This window comes from Nocardia sp. NPDC056100 (assembly GCF_042266325.1).
Lineage (GTDB): Bacteria > Actinomycetota > Actinomycetes > Mycobacteriales > Mycobacteriaceae > Nocardia.
In genome coordinates this window covers 86941-109360 of sequence record NZ_JBHJVY010000008.1, presented here as the reverse complement: position 1 = coordinate 109360, position 22420 = coordinate 86941, and the positions used below count along the sequence as shown (strand labels likewise).

General features: G+C 66.8%; 22 protein-coding genes. 17 read left to right on the top strand and 5 right to left on the bottom strand.

The window, feature by feature from the left end; translation table 11 throughout:
* Nucleotides 1–129: 129 nt before the first annotated feature.
* The 12 genes from ACFC0O_RS44370 to ACFC0O_RS44315 all read left to right on the top strand — a co-directional run bounded on the left by ACFC0O_RS44370 (nt 130) and on the right by ACFC0O_RS44315 (nt 14197).
* Nucleotides 130–1632 (top strand): alpha/beta fold hydrolase, encoded by a 1503-nt coding sequence (locus tag ACFC0O_RS44370; protein ID WP_375968335.1) that lies wholly within the window; start codon nt 130–132, stop codon nt 1630–1632.
* 46 nt (nt 1633–1678) lie between these two features.
* Complete coding sequence (locus ACFC0O_RS44365) at nt 1679–2365, top strand: response regulator transcription factor (protein ID WP_375968334.1); 687 nt, start codon at nt 1679–1681, stop codon at nt 2363–2365.
* Entirely contained in the window at nt 2365–3669 is a 1305-nt protein-coding gene (locus ACFC0O_RS44360) for an ATP-binding protein (RefSeq protein WP_375968610.1), read from the top strand. Before ACFC0O_RS44365 ends, ACFC0O_RS44360 begins: the two co-directional genes overlap by 1 nt.
* A gap of 151 nt (nt 3670–3820) precedes the next feature.
* Nucleotides 3821–5263 carry an NADP-dependent phosphogluconate dehydrogenase gene (gene gndA, locus ACFC0O_RS44355; protein WP_364638134.1) on the top strand — a complete coding sequence of 481 codons (1443 nt, stop codon included), beginning with the start codon at nt 3821–3823 and terminating at the stop codon, nt 5261–5263.
* A 146-nt stretch (nt 5264–5409) separates the two neighbouring features.
* The gene (locus tag ACFC0O_RS44350; protein WP_375968333.1) at nt 5410–6405 is read left to right on the top strand and encodes an alpha/beta hydrolase; all 996 of its coding nucleotides are present in this window, start codon (nt 5410–5412) and stop codon (nt 6403–6405) included.
* A gap of 2 nt (nt 6406–6407) precedes the next feature.
* A complete protein-coding gene (locus ACFC0O_RS44345; RefSeq protein ID WP_375968332.1) occupies nt 6408–7295 on the top strand; it encodes an SDR family NAD(P)-dependent oxidoreductase in 888 nt (295 codons plus the stop codon).
* 1 nt (nt 7296) lies between these two features.
* A complete protein-coding gene (locus tag ACFC0O_RS44340; RefSeq protein WP_375968331.1) occupies nt 7297–8217 on the top strand; it encodes a ferritin-like domain-containing protein in 921 nt (306 codons plus the stop codon).
* The gene (locus tag ACFC0O_RS44335; RefSeq protein ID WP_375968330.1) at nt 8214–9737 is read left to right on the top strand and encodes a flavin-containing monooxygenase; all 1524 of its coding nucleotides are present in this window, start codon (nt 8214–8216) and stop codon (nt 9735–9737) included. The genes ACFC0O_RS44340 and ACFC0O_RS44335 overlap by 4 nt, the downstream gene beginning before the upstream one ends.
* Nucleotides 9738–9749: 12 nt before the next feature.
* Nucleotides 9750–10565, top strand: coding sequence for a MerR family transcriptional regulator (locus ACFC0O_RS44330; protein WP_364638119.1), 816 nt, complete (start codon nt 9750–9752; stop codon nt 10563–10565).
* Nucleotides 10566–10689: 124 nt separating this feature from the next.
* On the top strand, nt 10690–11499 hold the full coding sequence (locus ACFC0O_RS44325) for a thioesterase family protein (RefSeq protein ID WP_375968609.1): 810 nt from the start codon (nt 10690–10692) through the stop codon (nt 11497–11499).
* Nucleotides 11500–11664: 165 nt separating this feature from the next.
* Complete coding sequence (locus tag ACFC0O_RS44320) at nt 11665–13164, top strand: MFS transporter (protein WP_375968329.1); 1500 nt, start codon at nt 11665–11667, stop codon at nt 13162–13164.
* Nucleotides 13165–13546: 382 nt separating this feature from the next.
* A complete protein-coding gene (locus ACFC0O_RS44315) occupies nt 13547–14197 on the top strand; it encodes a DedA family protein (protein ID WP_375968328.1) in 651 nt (216 codons plus the stop codon).
* Here ACFC0O_RS44315 and ACFC0O_RS44310 read toward each other — a convergent pair.
* Nucleotides 14194–14901, bottom strand: coding sequence for a vancomycin high temperature exclusion protein (locus ACFC0O_RS44310; RefSeq protein WP_375968327.1), 708 nt, complete (start codon nt 14899–14901; stop codon nt 14194–14196). The genes ACFC0O_RS44315 and ACFC0O_RS44310 overlap by 4 nt on opposite strands.
* Before the next feature lie 185 nt (nt 14902–15086).
* Here ACFC0O_RS44310 and ACFC0O_RS44305 point away from each other — a divergent pair, with 185 nt between their 5' ends.
* The 3 genes from ACFC0O_RS44305 to ACFC0O_RS44295 are packed head-to-tail and all read left to right on the top strand — an operon-like array spanning nt 15087 to nt 17724.
* Nucleotides 15087–15482, top strand: a complete 396-nt coding sequence (locus tag ACFC0O_RS44305) for a hypothetical protein (RefSeq protein WP_375968326.1) — start codon at nt 15087–15089, stop codon at nt 15480–15482.
* 11 nt (nt 15483–15493) lie between these two features.
* Complete coding sequence (locus ACFC0O_RS44300; RefSeq protein WP_375968325.1) at nt 15494–16393, top strand: SGNH/GDSL hydrolase family protein; 900 nt, start codon at nt 15494–15496, stop codon at nt 16391–16393.
* A complete protein-coding gene (locus ACFC0O_RS44295) occupies nt 16390–17724 on the top strand; it encodes an acyltransferase family protein (protein ID WP_375968324.1) in 1335 nt (444 codons plus the stop codon). Before ACFC0O_RS44300 ends, ACFC0O_RS44295 begins: the two co-directional genes overlap by 4 nt.
* A 2-nt stretch (nt 17725–17726) precedes the next feature.
* On the opposite strand, the gene ACFC0O_RS44290 is transcribed toward ACFC0O_RS44295, so the two are convergent.
* The 4 genes from ACFC0O_RS44290 to ACFC0O_RS44275 form a co-directional block, all read right to left on the bottom strand.
* Nucleotides 17727–18359: a TetR/AcrR family transcriptional regulator gene (locus ACFC0O_RS44290; protein WP_364638101.1), complete on the bottom strand. Its 633-nt coding sequence runs from the start codon at nt 18357–18359 to the stop codon at nt 17727–17729.
* A 127-nt stretch (nt 18360–18486) separates the two neighbouring features.
* Nucleotides 18487–18660, bottom strand: coding sequence for a hypothetical protein (locus tag ACFC0O_RS44285; protein ID WP_364638098.1), 174 nt, complete (start codon nt 18658–18660; stop codon nt 18487–18489).
* 142 nt (nt 18661–18802) lie between these two features.
* Nucleotides 18803–19318, bottom strand: coding sequence for a gamma carbonic anhydrase family protein (locus ACFC0O_RS44280; RefSeq protein WP_364638095.1), 516 nt, complete (start codon nt 19316–19318; stop codon nt 18803–18805).
* Nucleotides 19319–19320: 2 nt separating this feature from the next.
* Nucleotides 19321–20277: a GlxA family transcriptional regulator gene (locus ACFC0O_RS44275; protein WP_375968323.1), complete on the bottom strand. Its 957-nt coding sequence runs from the start codon at nt 20275–20277 to the stop codon at nt 19321–19323.
* A gap of 71 nt (nt 20278–20348) precedes the next feature.
* Here ACFC0O_RS44275 and ACFC0O_RS44270 point away from each other — a divergent pair, with 71 nt between their 5' ends.
* Together ACFC0O_RS44270 and ald are read left to right on the top strand one after the other, a co-directional pair.
* Nucleotides 20349–21131, top strand: a complete 783-nt coding sequence (locus tag ACFC0O_RS44270) for an MBL fold metallo-hydrolase (protein WP_375968322.1) — start codon at nt 20349–20351, stop codon at nt 21129–21131.
* Nucleotides 21132–21188: 57 nt separating this feature from the next.
* Nucleotides 21189–22289 (top strand): alanine dehydrogenase, encoded by a 1101-nt coding sequence (ald, locus tag ACFC0O_RS44265; protein ID WP_375968321.1) that lies wholly within the window; start codon nt 21189–21191, stop codon nt 22287–22289.
* Nucleotides 22290–22420: the final 131 nt, after the last annotated feature.

Sequence of the window (22420 nt, the reverse complement as noted above, 5' to 3'; positions counted from 1 at the left end):
AGGCTACGCGTCACCCGCCGTGGATTCTTACCTCGCTTTGACGTTTGTTTGAAAAGGCTTTGCGGGAGGGCCCGCACGATTACCTCAGTCGCCCGGACACACCGGGTGAGAGTGCGGAGGGAGCCCGGTATGCGCGCCGGAGTGCGATCGATAATGGGATTCGGGCTGGCAGCGGCCGTACTGGCCGGATTGGTCACCGGCTGCGGCGATGCGCGGGAAGCCACCACGGCCACGCCGTGGTGCCCGACCGTCGAGGGCTACGCGGTGGATTGCGGTGTGGTGCAACGCCCGCTGGTCGAGGGCAAACCCGATCTGGGCACCATCGATGTCGGGTACGCCCGCATCAAGCACAGTGCGGGCGGTGCGGCGGCGGGCACCATCCTGCCGAACCCGGGTGGTCCGGGCGTGCCGATGATCGGGCATGCCGAGGACGCGTCCAAGGTGGCGGCCGGACTGCTGAATCAGTACGACGTATTGCTGATCGACCCGCGCGGAACCGGGGTCTCCAACCCGGTGAAATGCGGTGTGAGCGAGGACGAATACCAGTTGGGCACCCGCGAACAACAGCGGCAGGCGGTCGCGCGCTGTGCCCAGGAGCTCGGCCCGAAGGCGGAGGGCTACACCTCGGCCGCGACCGTCGACGACTTCGACGCCGTCCGTGCGCAACTCGGCATCGACAAGGTGATTCCGTACGGCATCTCCTACGGCACGTACCTGCTGCCGATCTACGCCCAGCGGCATCCCGAGCATGTGCAGTCGATGGTGCTCTCGGGTGCGTACCCGCATGACACCGATTCGATGCAGCGGCCCAATGCCCAGGCGGTTTCCCTTGCACTGCAACGCATCTGCGAGCGCAGCCGGGTGTGCGACGGCAATACCGCCGTCAACGACCTGACCGCCGTTGCCGCTCGGCTGCGGGACAAGCCGCTCACCGTCCAGGGCAAGGGCGTCATCCAGCTCGACGAGGCCAAGCTCGCCAGCCTGGTGTTCGAATCCGCCACCAGCAATATCGGCGCGGACCCGCAGGCCATGACCCCGCTGGGCATGCTGCCCGCCGCCCTGCACGCGGCCGTGCGCGGCGATGACAGCGGCCTCATCGAATTCACCAAACTGACCACGGCCGAGGACGGCTACGAGAACATCGGCCTCTACATCACCGTGGCCTGCAACGACTACGCGCCGCTGTGGTCCCGGGACGCCGCGCTGCCGCAGCGCGAACAGCAGTACCGCGACGCGCTCGCCCAGGCGGGCACCCCCGGCGCGTTCGGCGCGTTCAGCCCGCAGGGCTTCGCCGCCGGACAGCGTGACGGCGGTGACGCGTGCATCAACTGGCCCGGCATCAAGGATCACCAGCGTCCCGATCAGGTGCGCACCGCACTGCCGAATGTGCCCGTACTGGTCATCTCCGGTGATCTCGACGCCATCACCCCGGATGCCAACGGCAAGCTCGTCGCCGCCAAGTTCGCCGACGCCACCTTCATCTCGGTGCCGAACACCGGACACGTCCCGGACCTGGAGCCCAGCGGCTGCGTGGTCGGTGTGATCGCCGATTTCGTCCGCAACGGCAAGCCCGGCGACACCGCCTGCATCGCGGCGGTCCCGCCCATCGCCGTGGCCCCGGTCACGAACTGACAGGCCGGAATCCATGACCGCGACCACCGCCGACCAGACTGAGCCGATGACTAGCGCGACGGTGCTCGTGGTCGAGGACGATCCGAATGTACGCAGCACCCTGGACCAGCTCCTGCGGTTCGAGGGCTACCGGGTGCTGCTGGCCGACGACGGCCTGACCGCGCTCGCGACGCTGGAGGCCGATCGTCCCGATCTGGCGGTGGTGGATGTGGCGATGCCCCGCATGGACGGGCTCTCCCTGTGCCGGGCACTGCGCCGCAAGGGCGACCGGCTGCCGATCCTGGTGCTCACCGCACGGCATCAGGTCGGCGACCGGGTCGCGGGCCTGGACGCCGGAGCCGACGACTATCTGGCCAAACCGTTCGATACCGAGGAACTGCTGGCCCGGCTGCGGGCGCTGCTGCGCCGCAGCGCACCCGATGAGCCCGCGTCCGCGTTGCTCACCGCCGCCGATCTGACCCTCGATCCCGCGACGCGCGAAGTGCACCGGGGGACACGACTTCTCGATCTGACCCGCACCGAATTCGATGTGCTGGAACTACTGCTGCGCAATCAGCGGGTGGTGCTGTCCCGCGGCCAGATCTACGAGCACATCTGGGGTTTCGACTTCGACACCGAATCCCGTTCGCTGGATGTGTATATCGGCTACCTGCGCCGCAAGACGGAGGAGGGCGGGGAGCCCCGGCTCATCCAGACCGTCCGCAATGTCGGCTACACCGTCAAGACCGCGTGATGTTGCGGGCCCGGCTCACCCTGGTGGCGGTCATCGTGACGGTGGCCGCCATTCTGACCACCCTGGTCATGGCGTACCGCAGTGTGTCACCGCTGGTCGCGGCGCAGGTCGATCGCGGACTCGCCGATCGGGCGGATGTGGTGCTGGCCCTGCTGGATTCGGGTGCGGAACTGCCCGAGCGGCCGGATATGACCGAACAGCTGCTGCTCCCGGACGGGACCGTCAAGCCGCTCACCCCGGGGCGGAATCCCTTGCCGGTCAATGATTTGGATCGGGAGATCGCCCGTGCGGGCAAGGGCAGCAATGAGACCAATGTCGATATCGGCGATACCACCTACGGGGTGCTCACCCACGGCCGAGCCGGTGGCGGTGCGGTCATGGTGGGCCAGAACTATGACGAGGTCACCCGCGTCGACAACGAGTTCCTGTGGAGCACAGCCTCACTCACCTCGATAGCGGTCGTGGCGGCGGCGTTGATCAGCTGGCTCGCCATCGGCCGCATACTGCGTCCCATGCGCCGTCTCGCCGATGCGACGCAAAGGATTACGACCACCCGGGATCTGTCCACCGTGCTTCCGGACGCGGGCCACGATGAGGTCGGTGAGCTCACCCGGAACTTCAATTCCATGCTCGCCGCACTGCGCGTCTCGCGCGCACAGCAGCAGCGGCTGGTCGAGGACGCCAGTCATGAACTGCGCACACCGCTGACCTCGGTGCGCGGCAGCGCCGAACTGCTCCAGCGCGCCCGCGGCAGGCTCGGTCCCGAGGATGAGGCCAAGGTGCTCACCACCCTGGTCCAGGAGGCCAAGGCCCTGGACGCGCTCGTCGCCGAACTCGTGGAACTGGCCACCGATCAGCACACCGCCGAACCCGCGAGCGAGGTGAGTCTCGCCGAACTCGCCGAGGAGTGCGCACAGCGCTTCCGCCGCCGCACCGAGCGCACCATCACCGTGCGCCTGGACGATCCGGCAACGGTGACCGCGGGACCGCACGCCCTGGCCCGCTGCGTCGACAATCTGCTCGACAACGCCACCAAGTACAGCCCGGCCGATACCGATGTCGAACTGGTGATTCATCGCACCCGGGTGAGTGTGCGCGATCACGGTCCCGGTATCGATCCGGCCGCCCAGCGCGCGGTGTTCGATCGCTTCTACCGGGCCGATCGCACTCGCGCCACCCCCGGCTCCGGACTGGGCCTGGCCATCGTGCACGACATCGTCACCGCGCACGGCGGCACCGTCTTCGCGGCCGACAATCCCGGCGGCGGAGCGGAAGTCGGCTTCGAGCTGCCCGCGCCGGGCTGACCCTCGGCGCGGTCGCCCGTATCCGCGCTGAATGACGAATCGGGCGTGCGGTAGAAAAGGTCAGGCGTTCCGCACGTTTTCGGGGTGCCGCCGACGAACCCGGTTCGTGCGGCCACGCAACTACATCTGTCGAATGGAGAGAGGCTGTTTCATGGCGACCTCTACAGCGCGCGCCCAGATCGGCGTCACCGGACTCGCGGTCATGGGTAGCAATATCGCCCGCAACTTCGCACGCAACGGCTACACGGTCGCTCTGCACAACCGCAGCATCGGCAAGACCGACGCCCTGCTCGAGGCGCACGGCGGCGACGGCGATTTCGTGCGCACCGAGACCGTCGAGGAATTCGTCGCCGCCCTGGAGAAGCCGCGCCGCGTGCTCATCATGGTCAAGGCGGGCGACCCCACCGATGCCGTCATCGAGGAACTGGCCGCGGCCATGGAGCCCGGCGACATCATCATCGACGGCGGTAACGCGCTGTACACCGACACCATTCGGCGCGAGGCGGCGATGGCCGCGCGCGGGCTGAACTTCGTCGGCGCGGGCATCTCCGGTGGTGAGGAGGGCGCGCTGAACGGTCCGGCCATCATGCCCGGCGGGCCCAAGGAATCCTACGAATCGCTCGGCCCGATGCTGGAATCCATTGCGGCACAGGTCGATGGCACGCCGTGCTGCACCCATATCGGACCGGACGGCTCCGGCCACTTCGTCAAGATGGTGCACAACGGCATCGAATACGCCGATATGCAGCTCATCGGCGAGGCGTACAACCTGTTCCGCGACGCGCTCGGCTTCGATGCCAAGCAGATCGCGGATGTGTTCACCGACTGGAACTCCGGTGAGCTGGAGAGCTACCTGGTCGAGATCACCGCCGAGGTGCTCAACCAGGTCGACGCCAAGACCGGTAAGCCGCTCGTGGACGTCATCGTCGATGCCGCCGAGCAGAAGGGCACCGGCCGCTGGACGGTCAAGTCCGCCCTGGATCTCGGTGTGCCCGTCACCGGTATCGCCGAGGCGGTTTTCGCCCGCGCGCTGTCCGGCTCGCGCGCCCAGCGCAAGGCCGCCGTCGGCCTGGCCTCGGGTCAGCTCGCCGAAAAGCCCACGGACGTAGCCGAATTCACCGAGGCCATCCGGCAGGCGCTGTACGCCTCCAAGATCGTGGCGTACGCGCAGGGCTTCGATCAGATCGAAGCCGGTAGCGCCGAATACAATTGGGATCTGCATCCCGGCGATCTGGCCACCATCTGGCGCGGCGGCTGCATCATTCGCGCCCGCTTCCTGAACCGCATCAAGGAGGCGTACGACGAGAACCCGGAGCTGCCGAGCCTGATCCTGGCCCCGTACTTCCGCGAGGCCATAGAGACCGCCATCGACAGCTGGCGGCGCGTGGTCGCCACCGCGACCCTGCTCGGCATTCCGGTTCCGGCGTTCGCGTCCTCGCTGTCGTACTACGACGCGCTGCGCGCCGAGCGTCTCCCGGCCGCGCTGACCCAGGGTCAGCGTGACTTCTTCGGTGCGCACACCTACGAGCGCATCGACGGCCCCGGCAAGTTCCACACGCTGTGGAGCGGTGACCGCAGCGAAATCGAGGCGTAAAGCCCGTCTCGTCGAGAGCGGAGCCCGGGTCTTCTGGACCCGGGCTCCGCTTTTTCCATGCCCTGAGCTGGTTGTTTCCAAGTCGATAAAACCCTGTTCTCAATGTGCCATTGACAACTGGCGCATTGGTGGATGATTCTTGCGACATGACGAGAACAGGGTCAATGGCGACCTTCGGATCGGCGGTGGTACCCGTGGCGGCCTCGCGACAAGCGCGGCTGGCGGCATCGGCGTCGGTGGTCGGCCTGCGACGGATCAATGGACTGCTGCCACCCAATCGGGTGGGCATCGCGGCGGGACGCGGACTGATCGCCGGGGTGATGGCGGCCTTCGGGCCGGTATTGCCGGGCACCCGGGTCACCCCGGTGCGATCGGGCGCGGTGCGCGGCGAATGGGTCCGCGCGGCCGGGGTCACCCAGGGCGATAGGGCTATCTACTACATTCACGGCAGCGGCTATGTGGTGTGCTCGGCGCGCACGCATCGCGGGCTGGCCTCGCGGCTGTCGAAAATCGCCGGGCTGCCGGTCTTTCTGATCGATTACCGGCTCGCGCCCGAACATCGGTTCCCGGCCGCGGCCGACGATGTCGAGGCCGGATACCGATGGCTGCTCGACAACGGTTACCGCGCACAGGATCTGGTGATCGGCGGTGATTCGGCGGGCGGACATCTGGCGCTGGATCTGCTGCTGCAGAATCTGCGCGGCGAAATCGCACAGCCCGCGGGGGTTTTCATGTACTCCCCGGTCATGGATCTCACGCTGACCCTGGCCGAGGTCCGGGATCGCAAGCTCGCGGATCCCATGGCACCCGCACCGGTGGGCCGCCGTCTGATCGAGCTGTATACCGAAGGGCAGCGGCAGGATTCGCCGCGCCTGCGGTTGACCATCCCGGACGGTGCGAAACTGCCGCCGCTGCTGGTGCAATCCAGTGCGGGGGAGATGCTCGCCGATGACGCGCGGCATCTGCACGCCATGGCCACGGCCGCCGGGGTGAGTTGCGAACTCGAACTCTGGCCGGGTCGCATTCACGTCTTCCAGGCGCTGCCGCTGCTGGTGCCCGAGGCGGCGGACGCGCTGCGGCGCACCCGGCAGTTCATTCACGCCGCGCTGGAACAGGCGCGACTCCAGGCGAAAGCGAGCTGATCATGGGAATTCTCGACGGTGTGCTGCCGGTCTTCGGCCCGCGCCGCACACATGATGCCAAGGCCGTGGTCACCGGCGCGGGCAGCGGTATCGGGCGCGCCTTCGCGCTCGAAATCGCCTCTCGCGGTGGTGAAGTGCTCTGCGCCGATATCGACAAGGATCGCGCCGACGAGACGGTCGAATTGATTCGGCGCACGCACGGCCGCGCCGCACACGCGGTGTTCTGCGATGTGTCCAGGCGCGAGGATGTGGAGAGTCTGGCCACCCACGCCCAACTGGTCTTCGGCGGACCGCCCACCCTGGTGATCAATAACGCCGGTGTCGGTATCGGTGGAAAACCGGTGGGCGGCATCGGATTCGACGATTGGGAATGGGCGCTCGGCATCAACCTGTGGGGTGTGGTGCACGGCTGCGAGGTCTTCGCACCGCTGCTGCGCACCGCCGGGCACGGCGGCATCATCAATGTCGCCTCCGCCGCGGGCTTCGCCGCCGCGCCGGGGATGGCCGTCTACAACGTGTCCAAGGCCGGGGTCATGTCCCTGTCCGAAACCCTGGCCGCCGAACTCTCCGGTAGCGGTATCGCGGTCACCGTACTGTGCCCGACCTTCGTCAAGACCAATGTAGTGCGGGACGGCCGAATCGGTTCGGCCTCTTCACGACTCGCGGACGAGCTGATGCGCTGGACCGGGTTCTCGCCCGAACGCGTCGCGCGCACCACCCTCGATGCCCACGATCACGGCCGCCTCTATGTGCTGCCGCAGCTGGACGCGCATGCGGTCTGGCTGCTCAAGCGCACCTTCCCGGCCGTATACACCCATGCCCTCGGCGTACTGAACCGTGTTCTGCCGCAGAACGATTCGGTCGCCGCACCCGTCAAGACAGGAGTCTGACATGCCTTTCGACTTCGACAATATGCTCGGCAAGATCGCGTCCAAGCAGTGGGCGCTGGCCGATATCGAATGGGACGCACCGGGAGCCGAGCTCATCGAGCCCGAGCTGCACGCCAAACTCAAGCCGTTCATGGCCGATCTCATGTGGATCGAGAATGTCGGCGCACGCGGGTTCGCGGCCATGGCGCAGAAGGCCCCGACCGAGACGCTCAAGCAGATCTACAAGTACTTCCATGCCGAGGAGCAGCGGCACGCCAATGCCGAACTGGCGCTGATGCGCCGGTGGGGCATGCTCGACGGGGATGAGATCCCGGAGCCCAATATCAATGTCAAGCTGGTGATCGACTTCCTGGACAAGCATGCCGACGATATGTCGCTCTCGTTCCTGGGCACCGTGATTCCCATGCTCGAGGTCGCCCTGGACGGCGCGCTGATCAAGTTCATCACCGATGAAATCGACGATCCGGTCGCGCAGGAGGTCTTCAAGAAGATCAATGCCGACGAATCCCGGCATCTGGCAACCGATTACGCGGTGATGGAGTTGCTCGGGCATTCCACGGCGCGCAAGCTCGCCATCGATCTGGTGGGCGGCTGGGCCAAACCGTCGTTCATCGTCGGCGTGCTCAGCTATGTGCCGCTGCTGAACAAGATGCGCGACAATATCGTCGAAATGGGCGTGGACGAGGAGAAGCTGTACGCCGCCATGCGCCGCTTCCGCTCGGTCGGTGAGCGCGCGCCGATCGCCAATCGCGTGCCCATGTACCGAATCGTGAAAATGCATGCCAGCTGGGTGATCAACCGCGACCACCCGTACCACCTGTTCGCCGATGCGATGGTCAAGGTGACCTCGCGCATTCCCGAACGCTTCCTCGGAGCCCAGCCGACCTGGTCCAAGGAACTCACCTACGAGCCCGTCGCATGAGCGCGGCTGCCAAGCCACTGGATGTGGCGATCATCGGTGCCGGATTCGCGGGTATCGGCGCGGCTATCAGGTTGCGCCAGAAGGGGATCACGGATTTCGCGATCTTCGAGCGCGATACCCGGGTCGGCGGCACCTGGCGGGACAACACCTATCCCGGTGCGGCGTGCGATATTCCGTCGCGGCTGTACTCGTACGCGTTCGCGCCCAATCCGGATTGGTCGCACACCTACTCCGGCAGCGGTGAGATCCTCGGGTATATCGAATCCATGGTGGCGGAGTTCGGCATCGGACCCAGCATTCGGTTCGAGCACACCGTCACCGGTCTGGAATTCGACGAGATGACCGGGCTGTGGGAACTGTCGTTCACCAAGGGGCGGCGAAAGGTGAAGGCGCGCAGCGTGGTCGTGGCCTCGGGTCCGCTCTCCAATGCCAGCCTGCCGAATATCCCGGGCATCGACGACTATGAGGGTCGCAAGATCCACAGCGCGCGCTGGGATCACGACTACGACTTCACCGGTAAGAAGGTCGCCGTCGTCGGCACCGGAGCCAGTGCGGTGCAGATCATTCCGGAGCTGGTGGACAAGGCCGCCTCGGTGAAGGTCTTCCAGCGCACGCCCGGCTGGGTGCTGCCGCGGGTGAACCGGCGCACCAATGCCGTGACCCGGCAGCTGTACCGGCAGGCTCCGATCACGCAGAAGCTGGCGCGCGACGCCTGGTTCTGGGGGCATGAATCGGTGGCGCTGGGCGTGGTGTGGAATACCCCGCTGACCCGGGTGGTGGAGCGGGTCGCACTGCTGCACTTGCGATCTCAGGTGAGCGATCCGTGGATGCGGCGTCAGCTCACCCCGGATTTCCGGGCGGGCTGCAAGCGGCTGCTGATCAGCAATGACTACTACCCGGCCTTGCAGAAGGACAACTGCAAGCTGGTCACCTGGCCCATCGCGCAGTTGTCCCCGAAGGGGATTCGCACCGCCGAGGGTATCGAGCACCAATTCGACGCCATCGTCTTCGCCACCGGATTCGATATCTCCAAGGCGGGTGCGCCGATTCCGATCACCGGCCGCGACGGACGCGTGCTCGGTGACGAATGGAGCAGGGGCGCATACGCTTTCAAGAGCGTGGCGGTCGAGGGCTATCCGAATCTGTTCCTGACCTTCGGCCCCAACTCCGGGCCGGGGCACAATTCGGCGCTGGTCTACATGGAGGCGCAGATCGAATATCTGACCGATGCCATCGGCCTGCTGCTCGACCGCGATCTGCGCATGCTCGAGGTGCGGCGTGATCGGCAGGACGCGTACAACGCGGGGATTCAGCGGCGATTGGAGTCCACCACCTGGAATTCCGGTTGCAGCAGCTGGTATCTCACCGAGGACGGCTTCAACGCCACCATGTATCCGGGCTTCGGCACCCAGTACGTGCGACAGCTCGCCCGCGTCGAACTCGGCGATTACGTCCTCACCCCCAGGGACGCCGCGCGCGCCCCGGGTGCCGACCGTGGAATCGCCGTCTCGCTCGGCTAATGTCGACACGACATGGACCGGCTATCGGGAAACGGGGAGGGCGAGACCAGGATGGCGGACTACCGCATCGATGATCTCGCCCGCGCCGCCGGGACCACCAGCCGCAATGTGCGCGCCTATCAGGAACGCGGCCTGCTCACCACGCCCACCCGGCGAGCGGGCCGCGCCCTGATCTACGACGATTCGCATCTGGCGCGGCTCAAGATCATCGACGCGCTGCTGCAACGCGGGTTCACGACCGCGCACATCGGCGATTTCATCACCAGCTGGGAGACCGGCAAGGATCTGTCCGAAGTGCTCGGACTCCAGCAGGCCGTCACCGCCACCTGGGGCAAAACCGAAGAGCCCCTGGAGGTTCCGCGCGAACTCATGGACAGTTTCCTCGGTGAGGGCGATACCGCGCCCGTCACCGCCGAGGAACTGGACCGCCTCGCCGAAGTCGGGCTGGCCCGGCTGCACGAGGAAACCATCGAATTCACCCAGCCCGAACTGCTGGCGACCTTCGCCGCCCTGCACGGCTACGGCTACGGGCTCACCGGATTGATCGACGTCTACGCCGCGGTGGTCAAGCGCGTGGAGGACATCGCCCGGCTCATGGTCGTCTCGGCGAAGGATCAGATCGTCGCCGACCACGGTCCCGGCTGGCTGCCCGATACCGACGCCGAGGTCGCCGCCCTCACCAAGATGCTCAACCACCTGCGCGAATTGGGTGTCACCGCGGTGCAGACCAGCCTCGCGCAGGCCCTGGATCGCGTACTGCAATCCGAGCTCGGCGCGTACCTGGAAACCGCCGCCGAACAGCGTGGCACACCCAAACCGCTGGACTGAGTTCGACAGTGCGCCCGCGCCCGACCGCCAGGGGTGATTAGCGAGTCGAACGGGTTGGTAGTTTGGCTCGGTGAGCCAAGTGAGCGAGACGACCCGGACCGATGCGGCGGAGACCGGCGATCGAGTGGCAACACCCGCGTACTTCGTTCCGGTCGGAGCCGTCGAGGGCGGGTACGAACGGTACCTGGCCACCGAATCCACGGTGAGCGTCTGGGCGCACACCATGCAGCACGGTGCGCCGCCCTCGGCCCTGCTGGCTCGGGCGGTGGAGCGGTGCGCGCCCCGCGAGGGTATGCGGGTCACCCGGCTGACCATGGAGATCCTCGGGCCGATTCCGGTTGCCGAGATCGATGTGCGGGCCTGGGTGGAGCGGCCCGGCAAGCGCATCGAACTGGTGGCCGCCGAGCTCGCGGCGCTGCTGCCCGACGGCACCCGGCGGGTGGTGGCCAAGGCGAGCGCCTGGCGCATCGCGACCACCGATACCGCGAGCGTCGCGCTGACCGCAGACGCCCCGCTACCGCCGATTCCGCCCGCCGCGCAGATCGGCTGGGACATTCCGGCGGGCTGGGATGTGGGCTATGTACGGACCGTCGATATTCGCGCGCTGCCGGATTCCTTTGGGGCGCGCCATGTTTGGGTGCGCTCGCACAGCGCGGTCGTCGACGGTGAGCCGGTGACGCCGCTGGGCACCGTGTTCGCGGTCGCCGATCTCGCCAATGGCATTGGCGCGCAACTCGATCCGGCGAAGTACACCTTCCTCAACACCGATCTCACCGTGGATCTGTTCCGGCTGCCGGTGAGCGAGTGGATCGGACTGTCGGTCGCCACCTCCATCGGACCGGACGGCGTGGGCATGTGCTCCACCGTGCTGCACGACGAACAGGGCCCCATCGGCCGCGCCCTGCAAATCCTCGAGGTCCGCGCCCGCGACTGACCGGTTCGCACCCGCCGCAGCGGGATTGCCGGGTTGTCGGCGATCCCGCCGGTAAGGTCTGGCCTGCTACTGATCACCCGGGTGTGCGGTCATTGACAGTGTGGTGTTTGCGCTGGCCTGGGCCGGGTAGTCGGGATTCTGCGGGGTTCGGACTTGGAGGTCGGGATGGCTCAGGTGGCGGACGGGGTGGTGCGGACACTGGTACCGGCGCGGATAGACCGGTTGCCGTGGTCCAGGTTTCACACCCGGCTGGTGGTGGCGCTCGGCGTGGCGTGGGTGCTGGACGGGCTGGAGATCACCGTCGCCAGCGCGGTCGCCGATACGCTGACCAAACCGGAAACGCTCAATATGTCCTCGGCGGCGGTCGGTTTGATCGCGACGATATACCTCGCCGGAGAAGTGGTGGGGGCGTTGCTGTTCGGGCATCTGTCCGATCGGCTGGGGCGGCGCAATCTCTTCATGGTGACCCTCGCGATCTATCTGATCGGCAGCGGGCTCACCGCCTTCACCCTGGGCAACGGGGCGGGCTGGGTGGCGTTCCTGTACTTGACGCGCTTCATCGCCGGAATGGGCATCGGCGGTGAATACGCGGCCATCAATTCCGCCATCGACGAATTGATTCCGGCGCGATATCGCGGCCGGGTCGATATCGCCGTCAATGGAACCTATTGGGCCGGAGCGATTATCGGCACCATCGGCACCTACATTCTGCTCAACCATATGAGCCTGTCACTGGGCTGGCGGCTGGGATTCCTGATCGGCCCGGTGCTCGGATTGGTGATTCTGCTGGTGCGGCGGCATCTGCCGGAAAGCCCGCGCTGGCAGATCATGCACGGCCGCGCGGAAGCCGCCGAGAAATCCATCGCCGAAATCGAGCACGAGGTCGAGGCCGCCGGGAAAACGCTTCCGGCAGTGGACGAATCCAAGGCCATGGAGGTCAAACCGGCCACCCAGATCGGCTTCGTCGCCCTGACCCGGGTGCTGTTCAGCGAATATCCGCGCCGCGCCATTCTCGGGGCCACGCTGATGATCAGCCAGTCCTTCCTGTACAACTCGATCTTCTTCACCTACACGCTGGTGCTCGGCAAGTTCTACGGTGTCCCGTCCGAATCCACCCCGATCTACCTGATCGCCTTCGCGGTGGGAAATCTCTTGGGGCCGTTGACCATCGGACACCTCTTCGACACCATCGGCAGACGCACCATGATCTCGGGCACCTATCTGCTCTCGGGCGTGCTGCTGGCCATTTCGGCGGGACTGTTCTACGCCGACGTCCTCAACGCCATCACCCAGACCATCTGCTGGTGCGTCATCTTCTTCTTCGCCTCGGCCGGCGCCAGCGCCGCCTATCTCACCGTGAGCGAGATCTTCCCGCTCGAGGTGCGCGCCAAGGCGATCGCCGTATTCTTCGCCATCGCACAGTGTTTCGGCGCGCTCGGCCCGGTCATCTACGGTGCGCTGATCGGTGACGGCTCTTACCCGGGCCGCCTGGCCATCGGTTATCTGCTGGGCGCCGCGGTCATGATCACGGGCGGGCTGGTGGCCCGGGCGCTGGCGGTGGACGCGGAAGGCCGCTCGCTCGAGGATATCGCGCTGCCGCTCGCCGCGACCGGCCGCAAGAGCGGCACCCGCGCCGAGGGTGCGGGTTCGCCGTTCTCGACCTAGCACAGAATCGACGAACCGGGGCCTGAGAGATTACTGGGGATCGTCATGGAGGTTACCGGGAGAATCGCTCAGGGTATCGGATGTTCGCTTGCGGGGCAGTACTTTTCGAGAGTCCTCATCAGACACTCCGAAATTCACGCACTGCTCGAAAGGTTTCGTAATGCTCCTGGCACTTCTGTTCGCGGGGCTCTGCTCCGGTAGCGCCATTGCCGCCGGTGCAACGGGTAGCGCCGCCGCAACGGTGGGCAATATCTGACTTGCCGCGGCGTCAGCCGCTGACAAGAGGACGCCGGTAGGGGAAGTAGGGATCCGCTACCGGCGTCTTTCAGTGGTGGAGGAGTGTCCTACCGAATCGGCGCGGGCGGACCGATAGCGTCGTGGCATGGACTCGCTCGTGCAGCGAATACTCGGATTCTCACCGGTGTGGACCTACCTGGTGATCGGGCTGCTGGTATTCGCCGAGGAGGCGATGGTATTCGGGCTGCTGGTGCCCGGCGATACCGCCGCCATTCTGGCCGGGGTGGCCGCGAGTCAGGGACATTTGAATCTGGGCGTCACGCTGGCATTGGTGGTGCTGTCGGCGGTGGTCGGCGCGAGTATCGGATTCACCATCGGAAAGATCTACGGCGCGCGGGTATTGGAGTGGGAGATCCTGCGCCGCTATCGCAAGAATTTCGACAGGGCGGGAGATTTCCTGCAACGCCGCGGCGGCTGGGCAATCGTCCTGGGCCGGTTCAGCGCCTTCTTCCGGACCATGCTCCCGCAATTGGTCGGCATGTCCGCGATGCCGTATACACGCTTCCTCGCCGCCAGTTTCGCGGGCGCGCTGCTGTGGGGAGCGGCCCTGGTGCTGGCGGGCTACCTGGTAGGACAGTCGTTCACGGTGATCGCCAGGGAAATCGACTCCGGCCTCGCCATCATCATCCCGGTCCTGGCACTACTCGCGTTCGGCTACTGGAAATGGCGGCAACACCGGAACGCCGCGAATGCGGTGTCCGAGCCCTGCGAGCCCGAGACCATCGAACAGAACTAGGGCGCGGCCATCGCATCGCGCACCGCGGCCTCCGGTTGGCCCGAGGACCTCGGCTCGGGACGGAAAAGGATCGAGTACACGGCCTTGGTAGCGGCCAATTGGTCACGGAGCCAGCACTTCCGATAGACATCGTCATGGGTCCGGGCGGTATCGGCGACCGCGACCGCGTCGATACCGGCCGCGCGGCACAGCGCGAGGGTGCGGGGGACGCTGAAGTCCTGGGTCACCGCGATTGCGCTGCGCACGCCGAACACATCGTGTGCGCGGACGCAGGAGTCGTAGGTGGTGAAACCCGCGCCGTCGAGCGCGATTTTGGCGGCCGGAACGCCGCGCTCGACCAGATAGGCGCGCATGGCCTCGGATTCGTGATGGCTGGCCGCACCGTTGTCACCGCTGACCAGGATTGCCTTCACCTTGCCGGATGCCAGGAGTTGGCGGCCCAGGTCCAGTCGCGCGGCGAGGTACGGCGACGGTTTGCCGGTGCGATAGACCTGTGCGCCGAACACGATGGCGATATCGGCGGGCGGGGCGGTCGCGACGTCGTATTGCAGGTTTCGGGTGGTTAGACGGATCCACGCGATCGAACCCGCTCCGACCAGGATGGCCGCGGTGACGGCGGCGGCTAGGAGCTTCGCGACGCGATGCGGAGGCAGCCACCTCGATAGTGCGGCTCGGGTGGCGCGGGGTGCGTCGCGGACCTTCATGCCGTCAGTTTGCCCGAATTCCGCGGGGCGACGGAATCCTCTTCCGGCTGGTAGCGGGGGCGGCGATGCCCACGGAACTGGGGGCGTGGGGTTTGGGCGAATCGGGGTGGGGTGGGGTCGGGAGGTTTGTACACTTCCGCGCAAGTGAATAGCGAACACTTCAGTTCATGATTCGAGGGTCTGCCATGAAGTCTCATGCCCCAGTCCGATCAACCCTCCGCGCGATCGCGGCCGTGATCGGTGCGTTCACAGTGATCGGCGGGGCGGTCGCCTGCGGCGGCAGCGCTGATTCGGGCGAATCGGCCGGGGAAACCTCGACCGCGGTGGCCCCGGTGACCAGCGCCGCGCCGGTGACCAGCGCGGCGGCCGCGAGCACCGCGGCACCCGCGAGTACCGCCGTGCCCGCGCCCGCGCCGACCGAAGCGCCGGTCGCGCAACCCGTCGTGCCCGCGCAGCCGCCCGCGCCCGAACCCGTCGCGCCCGCGCCGAAACCGGTGCAGCAGTTGCCCGCCCAAACCGTCGAGAAGCCCGCGCCCCCCACCCTGGCCGTGCCCGGGTTCGAACCGCGCGCCGGATACTGAGGGAGCTGGAATTGTTCGGCAGGAGTGGGCGCTGGCTGTGCGCCGTCGCCATGGCGGCAACCGCCGTCGTCACCGGGACCGGGTTCGCGACGGCCGATCCCGCGCCCGAGGGCAAAGAGCTTGTGGTCCTTGGTGATTCGTACACCGCCAATAAATGGGACTTCCTCTCCGAGGAGGCCAAATGCGTGCACAGCGATACCTCCTGGCCGCAGCAGTTGGTCGGGCTCATGCGGCCCGCCGACTATCTGGACGCATCCTGTCCGGGGGCCTCGATCGACACCCCGCCCGGGTACACCCTCGCCATGGAAGCCCAAAAAGCCGATAAGGCAGGGGCTTTCGGGCCGCGCACCAAACTGGTGACCATGCAGATCGGGCTCAACGATCGCTGGGGCGACACCGACATGATCATGTGGTGGTCGCTGCAGAAATGCATTCTCAACCTGATCGACGGGTGTGGTCCGGAAGCGGCCGAACAGGGCCGGATGACCGACTACCGCGGTGTCTCGGGCGCCGTCTTCGCCCAGCGCATCAGCAATGTGGTCACCTACATCAAGTACTACGCTCCGAACGCGCGCATCGTGCTGGTCGGCTATCCGGAACTGTTCCCCTCCGGTCAGAACACGTTGTGCATCAACCTCTTCGGCGTCGCACCCTTCATACAGCCGCGCGGTGCGGCCGCCATCGAATACCTCGATCGCATCGATCGGGCGCAGCGCGAAGCGGCCGCCCTGCTGGGCATCGACTTCCTCGATACCCGCACCCCGACGCTGGGCCACGGATTGTGTTCGGCCGACCCGTGGTTGAACGGGGTACTGGACTATCGCACCGATATCGGCGGCCTGCCGTTCCATCCCTCCGCCCACGGTGACGCGGTCGTCGCGAACGCGGTCTACGAGAGGTACGGCCGATGACCACCTCACCGGAACTCGCCGCGGGCGCGGAGGACGTGGTCGCCCGGGCGGCGTCCGCACCACCGTCGGCCAGCGCGGCGCAGCCACCGGCCGCGACGCCCGGCGACGTATCGGAAAGCGTTGCGGCCAGGGCGAATCGGGAGCGCCCGGCGCTGCCGTCGCTGACCGGTGCGCGCTGGTGGGCGGCCTGCGCGGTGTTCACCGTGCATGCGCTGGTATTCCTGCCGGTGTATCCGTTCCAGAAGTCCGAACTGTTCCGGACCATCCACCAGTGGTTTCCGATGCAGTTGGGCGCGGCGGGCGTCACCTTCTTCTTCGTGCTGTCCGGGTTCATCATCTACTGGTCGTTCCGGCCCGGGAATTCGGTGCGCGGGTTCTATCGGCGACGGGTACTGAAGATCTACCCCACGCATCTGCTGGGGGCGGCGGCATTCATTGTGGCGGCAGGGGTTCCGCTGCATCGATTGGTGGTGTGGGCCCCGAATCTGCTGCTGATCCACACCTGGGTGCCCAAGTGGACCATGGTCGGCGGGCTCAATGTGCCGTCCTGGTCGCTGGCGGCCGAGGTGCTGTTCTATCTGAGCTTCCCGCTGGCGCTGCCGCTGATCCGGCGGATTCCCTCGCGGCGACTGCTGCTCGCGATGGGCCTGCTGGTGCTGTTCGTGCTGGCGCTGCACACCGCGTTCTACCTGTGGGCGGACGGGCCCAAGGGGATCGCGAATATCTTTGTGCCCCGGCTGGTTCCGGGTGACACCTCGCCGTACTACGAACTGCACTCCTCACCCGCCTGGTTCGCCCAGCCCGATATCCCGGTCTCACCGTCGTACTGGCTGAGCTACACCTTCCCGGCCTCGCGACTGCCGGAGTTCTACCTGGGCGTGCTGGCCGCGCGCATGGTGCTCGAAGGACGCTGGCGCACGACGAGATTGACGGTGCCGCTGCTGGTGCTGGCGCTCTCCTACGCCGCGACCTGGGTGGTGCCGGTCAACTACAAGATGTCCGCGCTCATGCTCGCACCCATGACCGCGGTGGTCGCCACCCTCGGCGCGCGGGATATGCACGGCATCGAGGGGATCACCTCGCATCCCCGGCTGGTATGGCTGGGGAACATCACCTTCGCGTTCTACCTGGTGCAGTTGCCGGTGATGGTGGTGATCACCCGATATCTCATCGGCGGCAAGCAGTTCGGCATCCTCGGCTGGGCCGGATTCTCACTGCTGAGCCTGGTCGTCTCGCTCGCGCTGGGCGCGCTGCTCTACCACCTGGTGGATGTGCCGATCATGCGCCGGTTCGCGGGCAGATCCACCGCGAAACCGGTGCGGGCCGGGTGATTTCAGGCGGGTTGTACGCCGATCATCGGCAGGATGGTGCGCCGTGCGAACTCGCGCGCGGCGCGCTCATCGCCGAGCGGAATGAGCCCGTCCGGGGTGAGCGCCAGCGATTGCCCCAGGCGGGCAAGGACTTCGGCGACCAGATCGGCGTCGAAATCCGGGACGCTGCCCGATTCCTGTAGCCCGCGCAGCTTCTCGGCCAGATAGGTGCGCCCGACCGCCAGCACCGGACCGGCCTCGGTGGTGAGCCGGGGCAGGATCACATCGGGTTCGGTGCGCAGCAGGCGTTGCAGCAGTTTGTTATTGGCCAGATTGGTGATGAAGGCGACGAAGATCTCGACCAGCTGTTCCTCACCGGCCTGGCCATTGTGCGATACCTCGCGCACGCGCTGATCGATCTCGGCGATGAACTGCTGCGCCTCGCGCACGCTCACCGCCTCCACCAGATCGTTTTTGGATTCGAAGCGGCGGTACAGCGTCGCGGGGCTGATGCCCGCGCGACGCGCTATCTCGCCCATGCTGGTTCGCTTGATACCGAAATCCAGGAAGGCCGAGAGCGCGCTCTCCAGCAGCTGTTCGCCTTCTGCCCGCGGCTTTTCCAGAATGCGTTGCAGGATGGCGGGCACGGACGGCATCGAGTCTCCAGTCGATTCGGTTGGCATCCGCGACATTGCGGGGACCACGGCTGTGGCGGGAAAGATCAACCCGCATTATCGCATCGCGGTACGCCAACCGGGCGCTCGCCGTGAACCTACTGTCCAGTCACTGGACGTTCAGTGCGCTCATCTCGCGCTCGATCGCATTGGCGGCGAAATCGATTCCATTGGAACGCAATTCGTGTACTCGCCGCTGTAGTGCCTCGATGCCACCCGGCTGGGCCGCGATATCGGCCACGCTGATCGGCCGTCGGTGTATACCGTTCTGCTCGTACAACACCGTATGAAACCTCCTGCTAGCGCACAGCACGCACCCGGCAAGCGGCGGCACAGCCCGGGCCGCCGGGAACGCTTCGACGAATGCTAACAGCGGGCCATATGGTCGCTTGTTCAGTGTGGGGGGTATCACACACCCCCTGTAGTCACACCTCTTGACCGTTGCGGTGCAGGCTCGTGTTGTGCAGGTACACGGCCGCATTCAGCCGAATGCGATCCAGCTCGGCCTCACCCAATTCACGCCGCACCTTGCCCGGCACACCCGCCACCAACGACCCGGGCGGGATCTGCGCACCCTCGGGAATCAGCGCGTTCGCCGCGATCAGGCTGCCCGCGCCGATCACCGCGCCGTTGAGCACCGTCGCACCCATGCCGACCAGCACATCATCACCGACGGTGCAGCCGTGCAGAATCGCATTGTGCCCCACCGAAACCCCCGCCCCGACCGTGCACGGGAAGCCGGGATCGGCATGCAGCACCGAGCCGTCCTGGATATTCGAACCCTTGCCGACGGAGATGTCCTCGAGATCGCCGCGCAGCACGGCCGAGTACCACACGCTCACATCGGCTTCCAGCTTCACCCGGCCGATCACGGTGGCATTGGGCGCGATCCACGCGCTCTCGTCGATCTGGGGCGCGTTATCGCCGAGCTGAATCTTCATGATCAGGAAGCTACCGCCGCCCGCCGGAACTGTGTCCGGTGGGTCGCCGGGCTGGTGCCCAACTGGCGATGGAAATGGTGGCGGAGATTGACCGCGGTGCCCAGACCGGACTCCGCGGCAATGCGATCCATGGTGTCGTCGGTGGACTCCAGCAACAGGCGGGCACGGTCCAGGCGCTGTTGCAGCAACCACTGCTGCGGGCTGGAACCGGTGCGATCGCGGAAGCGGCGGGTGAAGGTGCGGCGGGACATGAGGGCGGTGCGGGCCCAGGTGTCCAGGTCGACCGGCTCGTCGAGATGTGTTCGCGCCCAGACCATGGCGTGCTCGAGCGGATCGTCATCCATCGCCTCGGGCACGGCCACCGGAATGTACTGGGCCTGGGAACCGCTGCGGTGCGGGGCCAGTACCAGGGCGCGGGCCAGTTCGGTGGCCCGGCGGCTGCCGAGATCGGTGCGCACCAGATGCAGGCAGCAGTCCAGGGCCGCGGCCACGCCGGCGGAGGTGATCAGATCACCGTGATCGGACCACAGGCTGTCCGCGCGCACCCGCACGGCCGGATAGGCGCGGGCCAATTCGTCGGCGGCGGACCAGTGCGTGGTGATCTCCCGGCCGTCGGCCAGACCGCTCGCGGCGATGGCCCACGCGCCCAGGCACAGGCCGACGATGCGGGAGCCATTGGCGTGCGCGCGGCGCAGCGCGTCCCGGGTCGGGTCCGTCAACGGCCGATCGCGCTCCCAGCTCGGCACGATGATCGTCTCCGCGCGCTCCAGGGTGTCCAAGCCGTGCTGCACGATGATGTCGAAACCCGCTGGGGTGGAGAGGATTCCGGGTTGTTCCGCGCAGACGTCCACCCGGTACGACGAGTCGCCGCCCGCGCCGACCCGGCCGAACACCAGGGTCGGCACCGACAGGTGGAACGGGCTGATGCCCTCGAACGCCAGCACCGCAACGGAACGCATGGCCCGATCTTATCGATAAGCGGCCTCCGGGCCACTGTTGTGCTCTGTCCGTGCGGAGCAAGCTCGTTCTCATGACGAACACGATCGAAAACACCACCGCCACCATCGACATCCTGCACATCGGCGGACCCACCGTGCGGTTGCGCTACGGCAACCTCACCTGGTTGACCGATCCGACGTTCGACGCGCCCGGCGACTACCCCGGGCCGATCACGCTGCACAAGCTCACCGGTCCCGCCATCCCCGTCGAGCAGGTCGGGCCGGTGGACGTGGTGCTGCTCTCGCACGATCAGCACGCCGACAACCTGGACAACTCCGGGCGCGAATTCCTCGGCACCGTGGCGCGGGTGCTGTCCACCAACGATGCCGCCGGACGCCTGGAAGGTGTTCAGGGACTGGCGAATTGGGAATCGGTGCGGATCGGCGACGTCACCGTGACCGGTGTGCCCGCACTGCACGGGCCCGAAGGCGCGGAAGCGTTCTCCGGGGTGGTGACCGGATTCGTCCTGCAGGGTGAGGGGCTGCCCACCGTCTATGTCTCCGGCGACAACGCGTCGGTGGACCTGGTGCAGCAGATCGCCGATCGCATCGGGCGGATCGATACGGCGATCCTGTTCGTCGGTGCGGCCAATGTGGATCGCTTCGGGGACAGCGATGTCACCCTCAACGGGCGCAGTGCGGTTCGTGCCGCCGAGGCGCTCGGCGATGCGGTCATCGTGCCGGTGCACGGTGAGGGCTGGGGTCACTTCTCCGAATCCCTGGACTACCTCGCCCGCAATTTCGCTTACGCGGGCCGCGCGGATCAGCTCCGGATTCCCACCCCGGGCGAAACCCTCACCCTCGCCGCCCGCTAGCCGATTCGCTTCGTGGCGTTCACGCAGGTGAGGCCGTACGTGCGACACGATGGCGGTATGCGAATCGGGGTACCGAAGGAAGTCAAGGAGCAGGAATTCCGGGTGGCGCTGACCCCGGCCGGAGCCGGGGAGCTGGTGCGCGGCGGACACGAGGTGCTGATCGAAACCGGGGCCGGAATCGGCTCCGGTTTTCCGGACGCCGATTACCTCGGAGTCGGTGCGCGCACCCTGCCCACCGCGGATGAGGTCTGGGCCGCCGCCGATCTCATCCTGAAGGTGAAAGAGCCGATCGCCCAGGAGTATTCGCGCATGCGGCGCGGGCGGACGCTGTTCACCTTCCTGCATCTGGCGGCGTCGCGGGAATGCACCGAGGCGATTCTGAACTCCGGGATCACCGCCATCGCCTACGAGACGGTGCGCGCGGCGGACGGGTCGCTGCCACTGCTCGCGCCCATGAGCGAGGTCGCGGGCAAGCTCGGCACCCAGGTCGGGGCGTATCAGCTGATGTCACCGCAGGGCGGGGAAGGGGTGCTGCTCGGCGGGGTTCCCGGGGTGCGGCCCGCCGATGTGGTGGTGCTCGGCGGCGGGGTCGCCGGGGTCAATGCCGCGAGCGTCGCGGTCGGCATGGGAGCGCGAGTCACGGTGCTGGACACCAATATCGCGCGATTGCGCGAACTTGACGCGCGCTTCGCCGGGCGGATCACCACCATCGGCTCCAATGCCGCCGAGGTCGAAAAGGCCGTTCCCGCCGCCGATCTGGTGATCGGCTCGGTGCTGGTGCCGGGCGCTCGCGCGCCGAAGCTGGTGCCGGACAGCCTCGTCGCGCTCATGCGGCCCGGTTCGGTATTGGTGGATATCGCCATCGATCAGGGCGGATGCTTCCAGAGCTCACATCCCACCACCCATGCGAAACCCACCTTCCCGGTGGCGAATTCACTGTTCTACTGCGTCGCGAATATGCCCGGCGCGGTACCGCACACCGCCACGGTGGCGCTCACCAATGCCACGCTGCCGTATGTGCACGCCATCGCGGATCGCGGGTGGCGCGCGGCCTGCGATGCCGATCACGGTCTGGCGCAGGGGCTCACCGCCGATGCGGGGGAGCTATACTCGCCGGAAGTCGCGGCGGCCCACGGCCTGCATCCGGTCGGCAGTTAGCGCGGACGGATATCACTGCGGATTGGATACAGTGGTGGGGCGCCCCCCCACTCGGTTGGGGGGGCCCCCGGGGGGGGGGATTAGGGGGGGGTGGTGTTGTTCCCCCACACCGGCGCGCCGGGCGCCGGGGC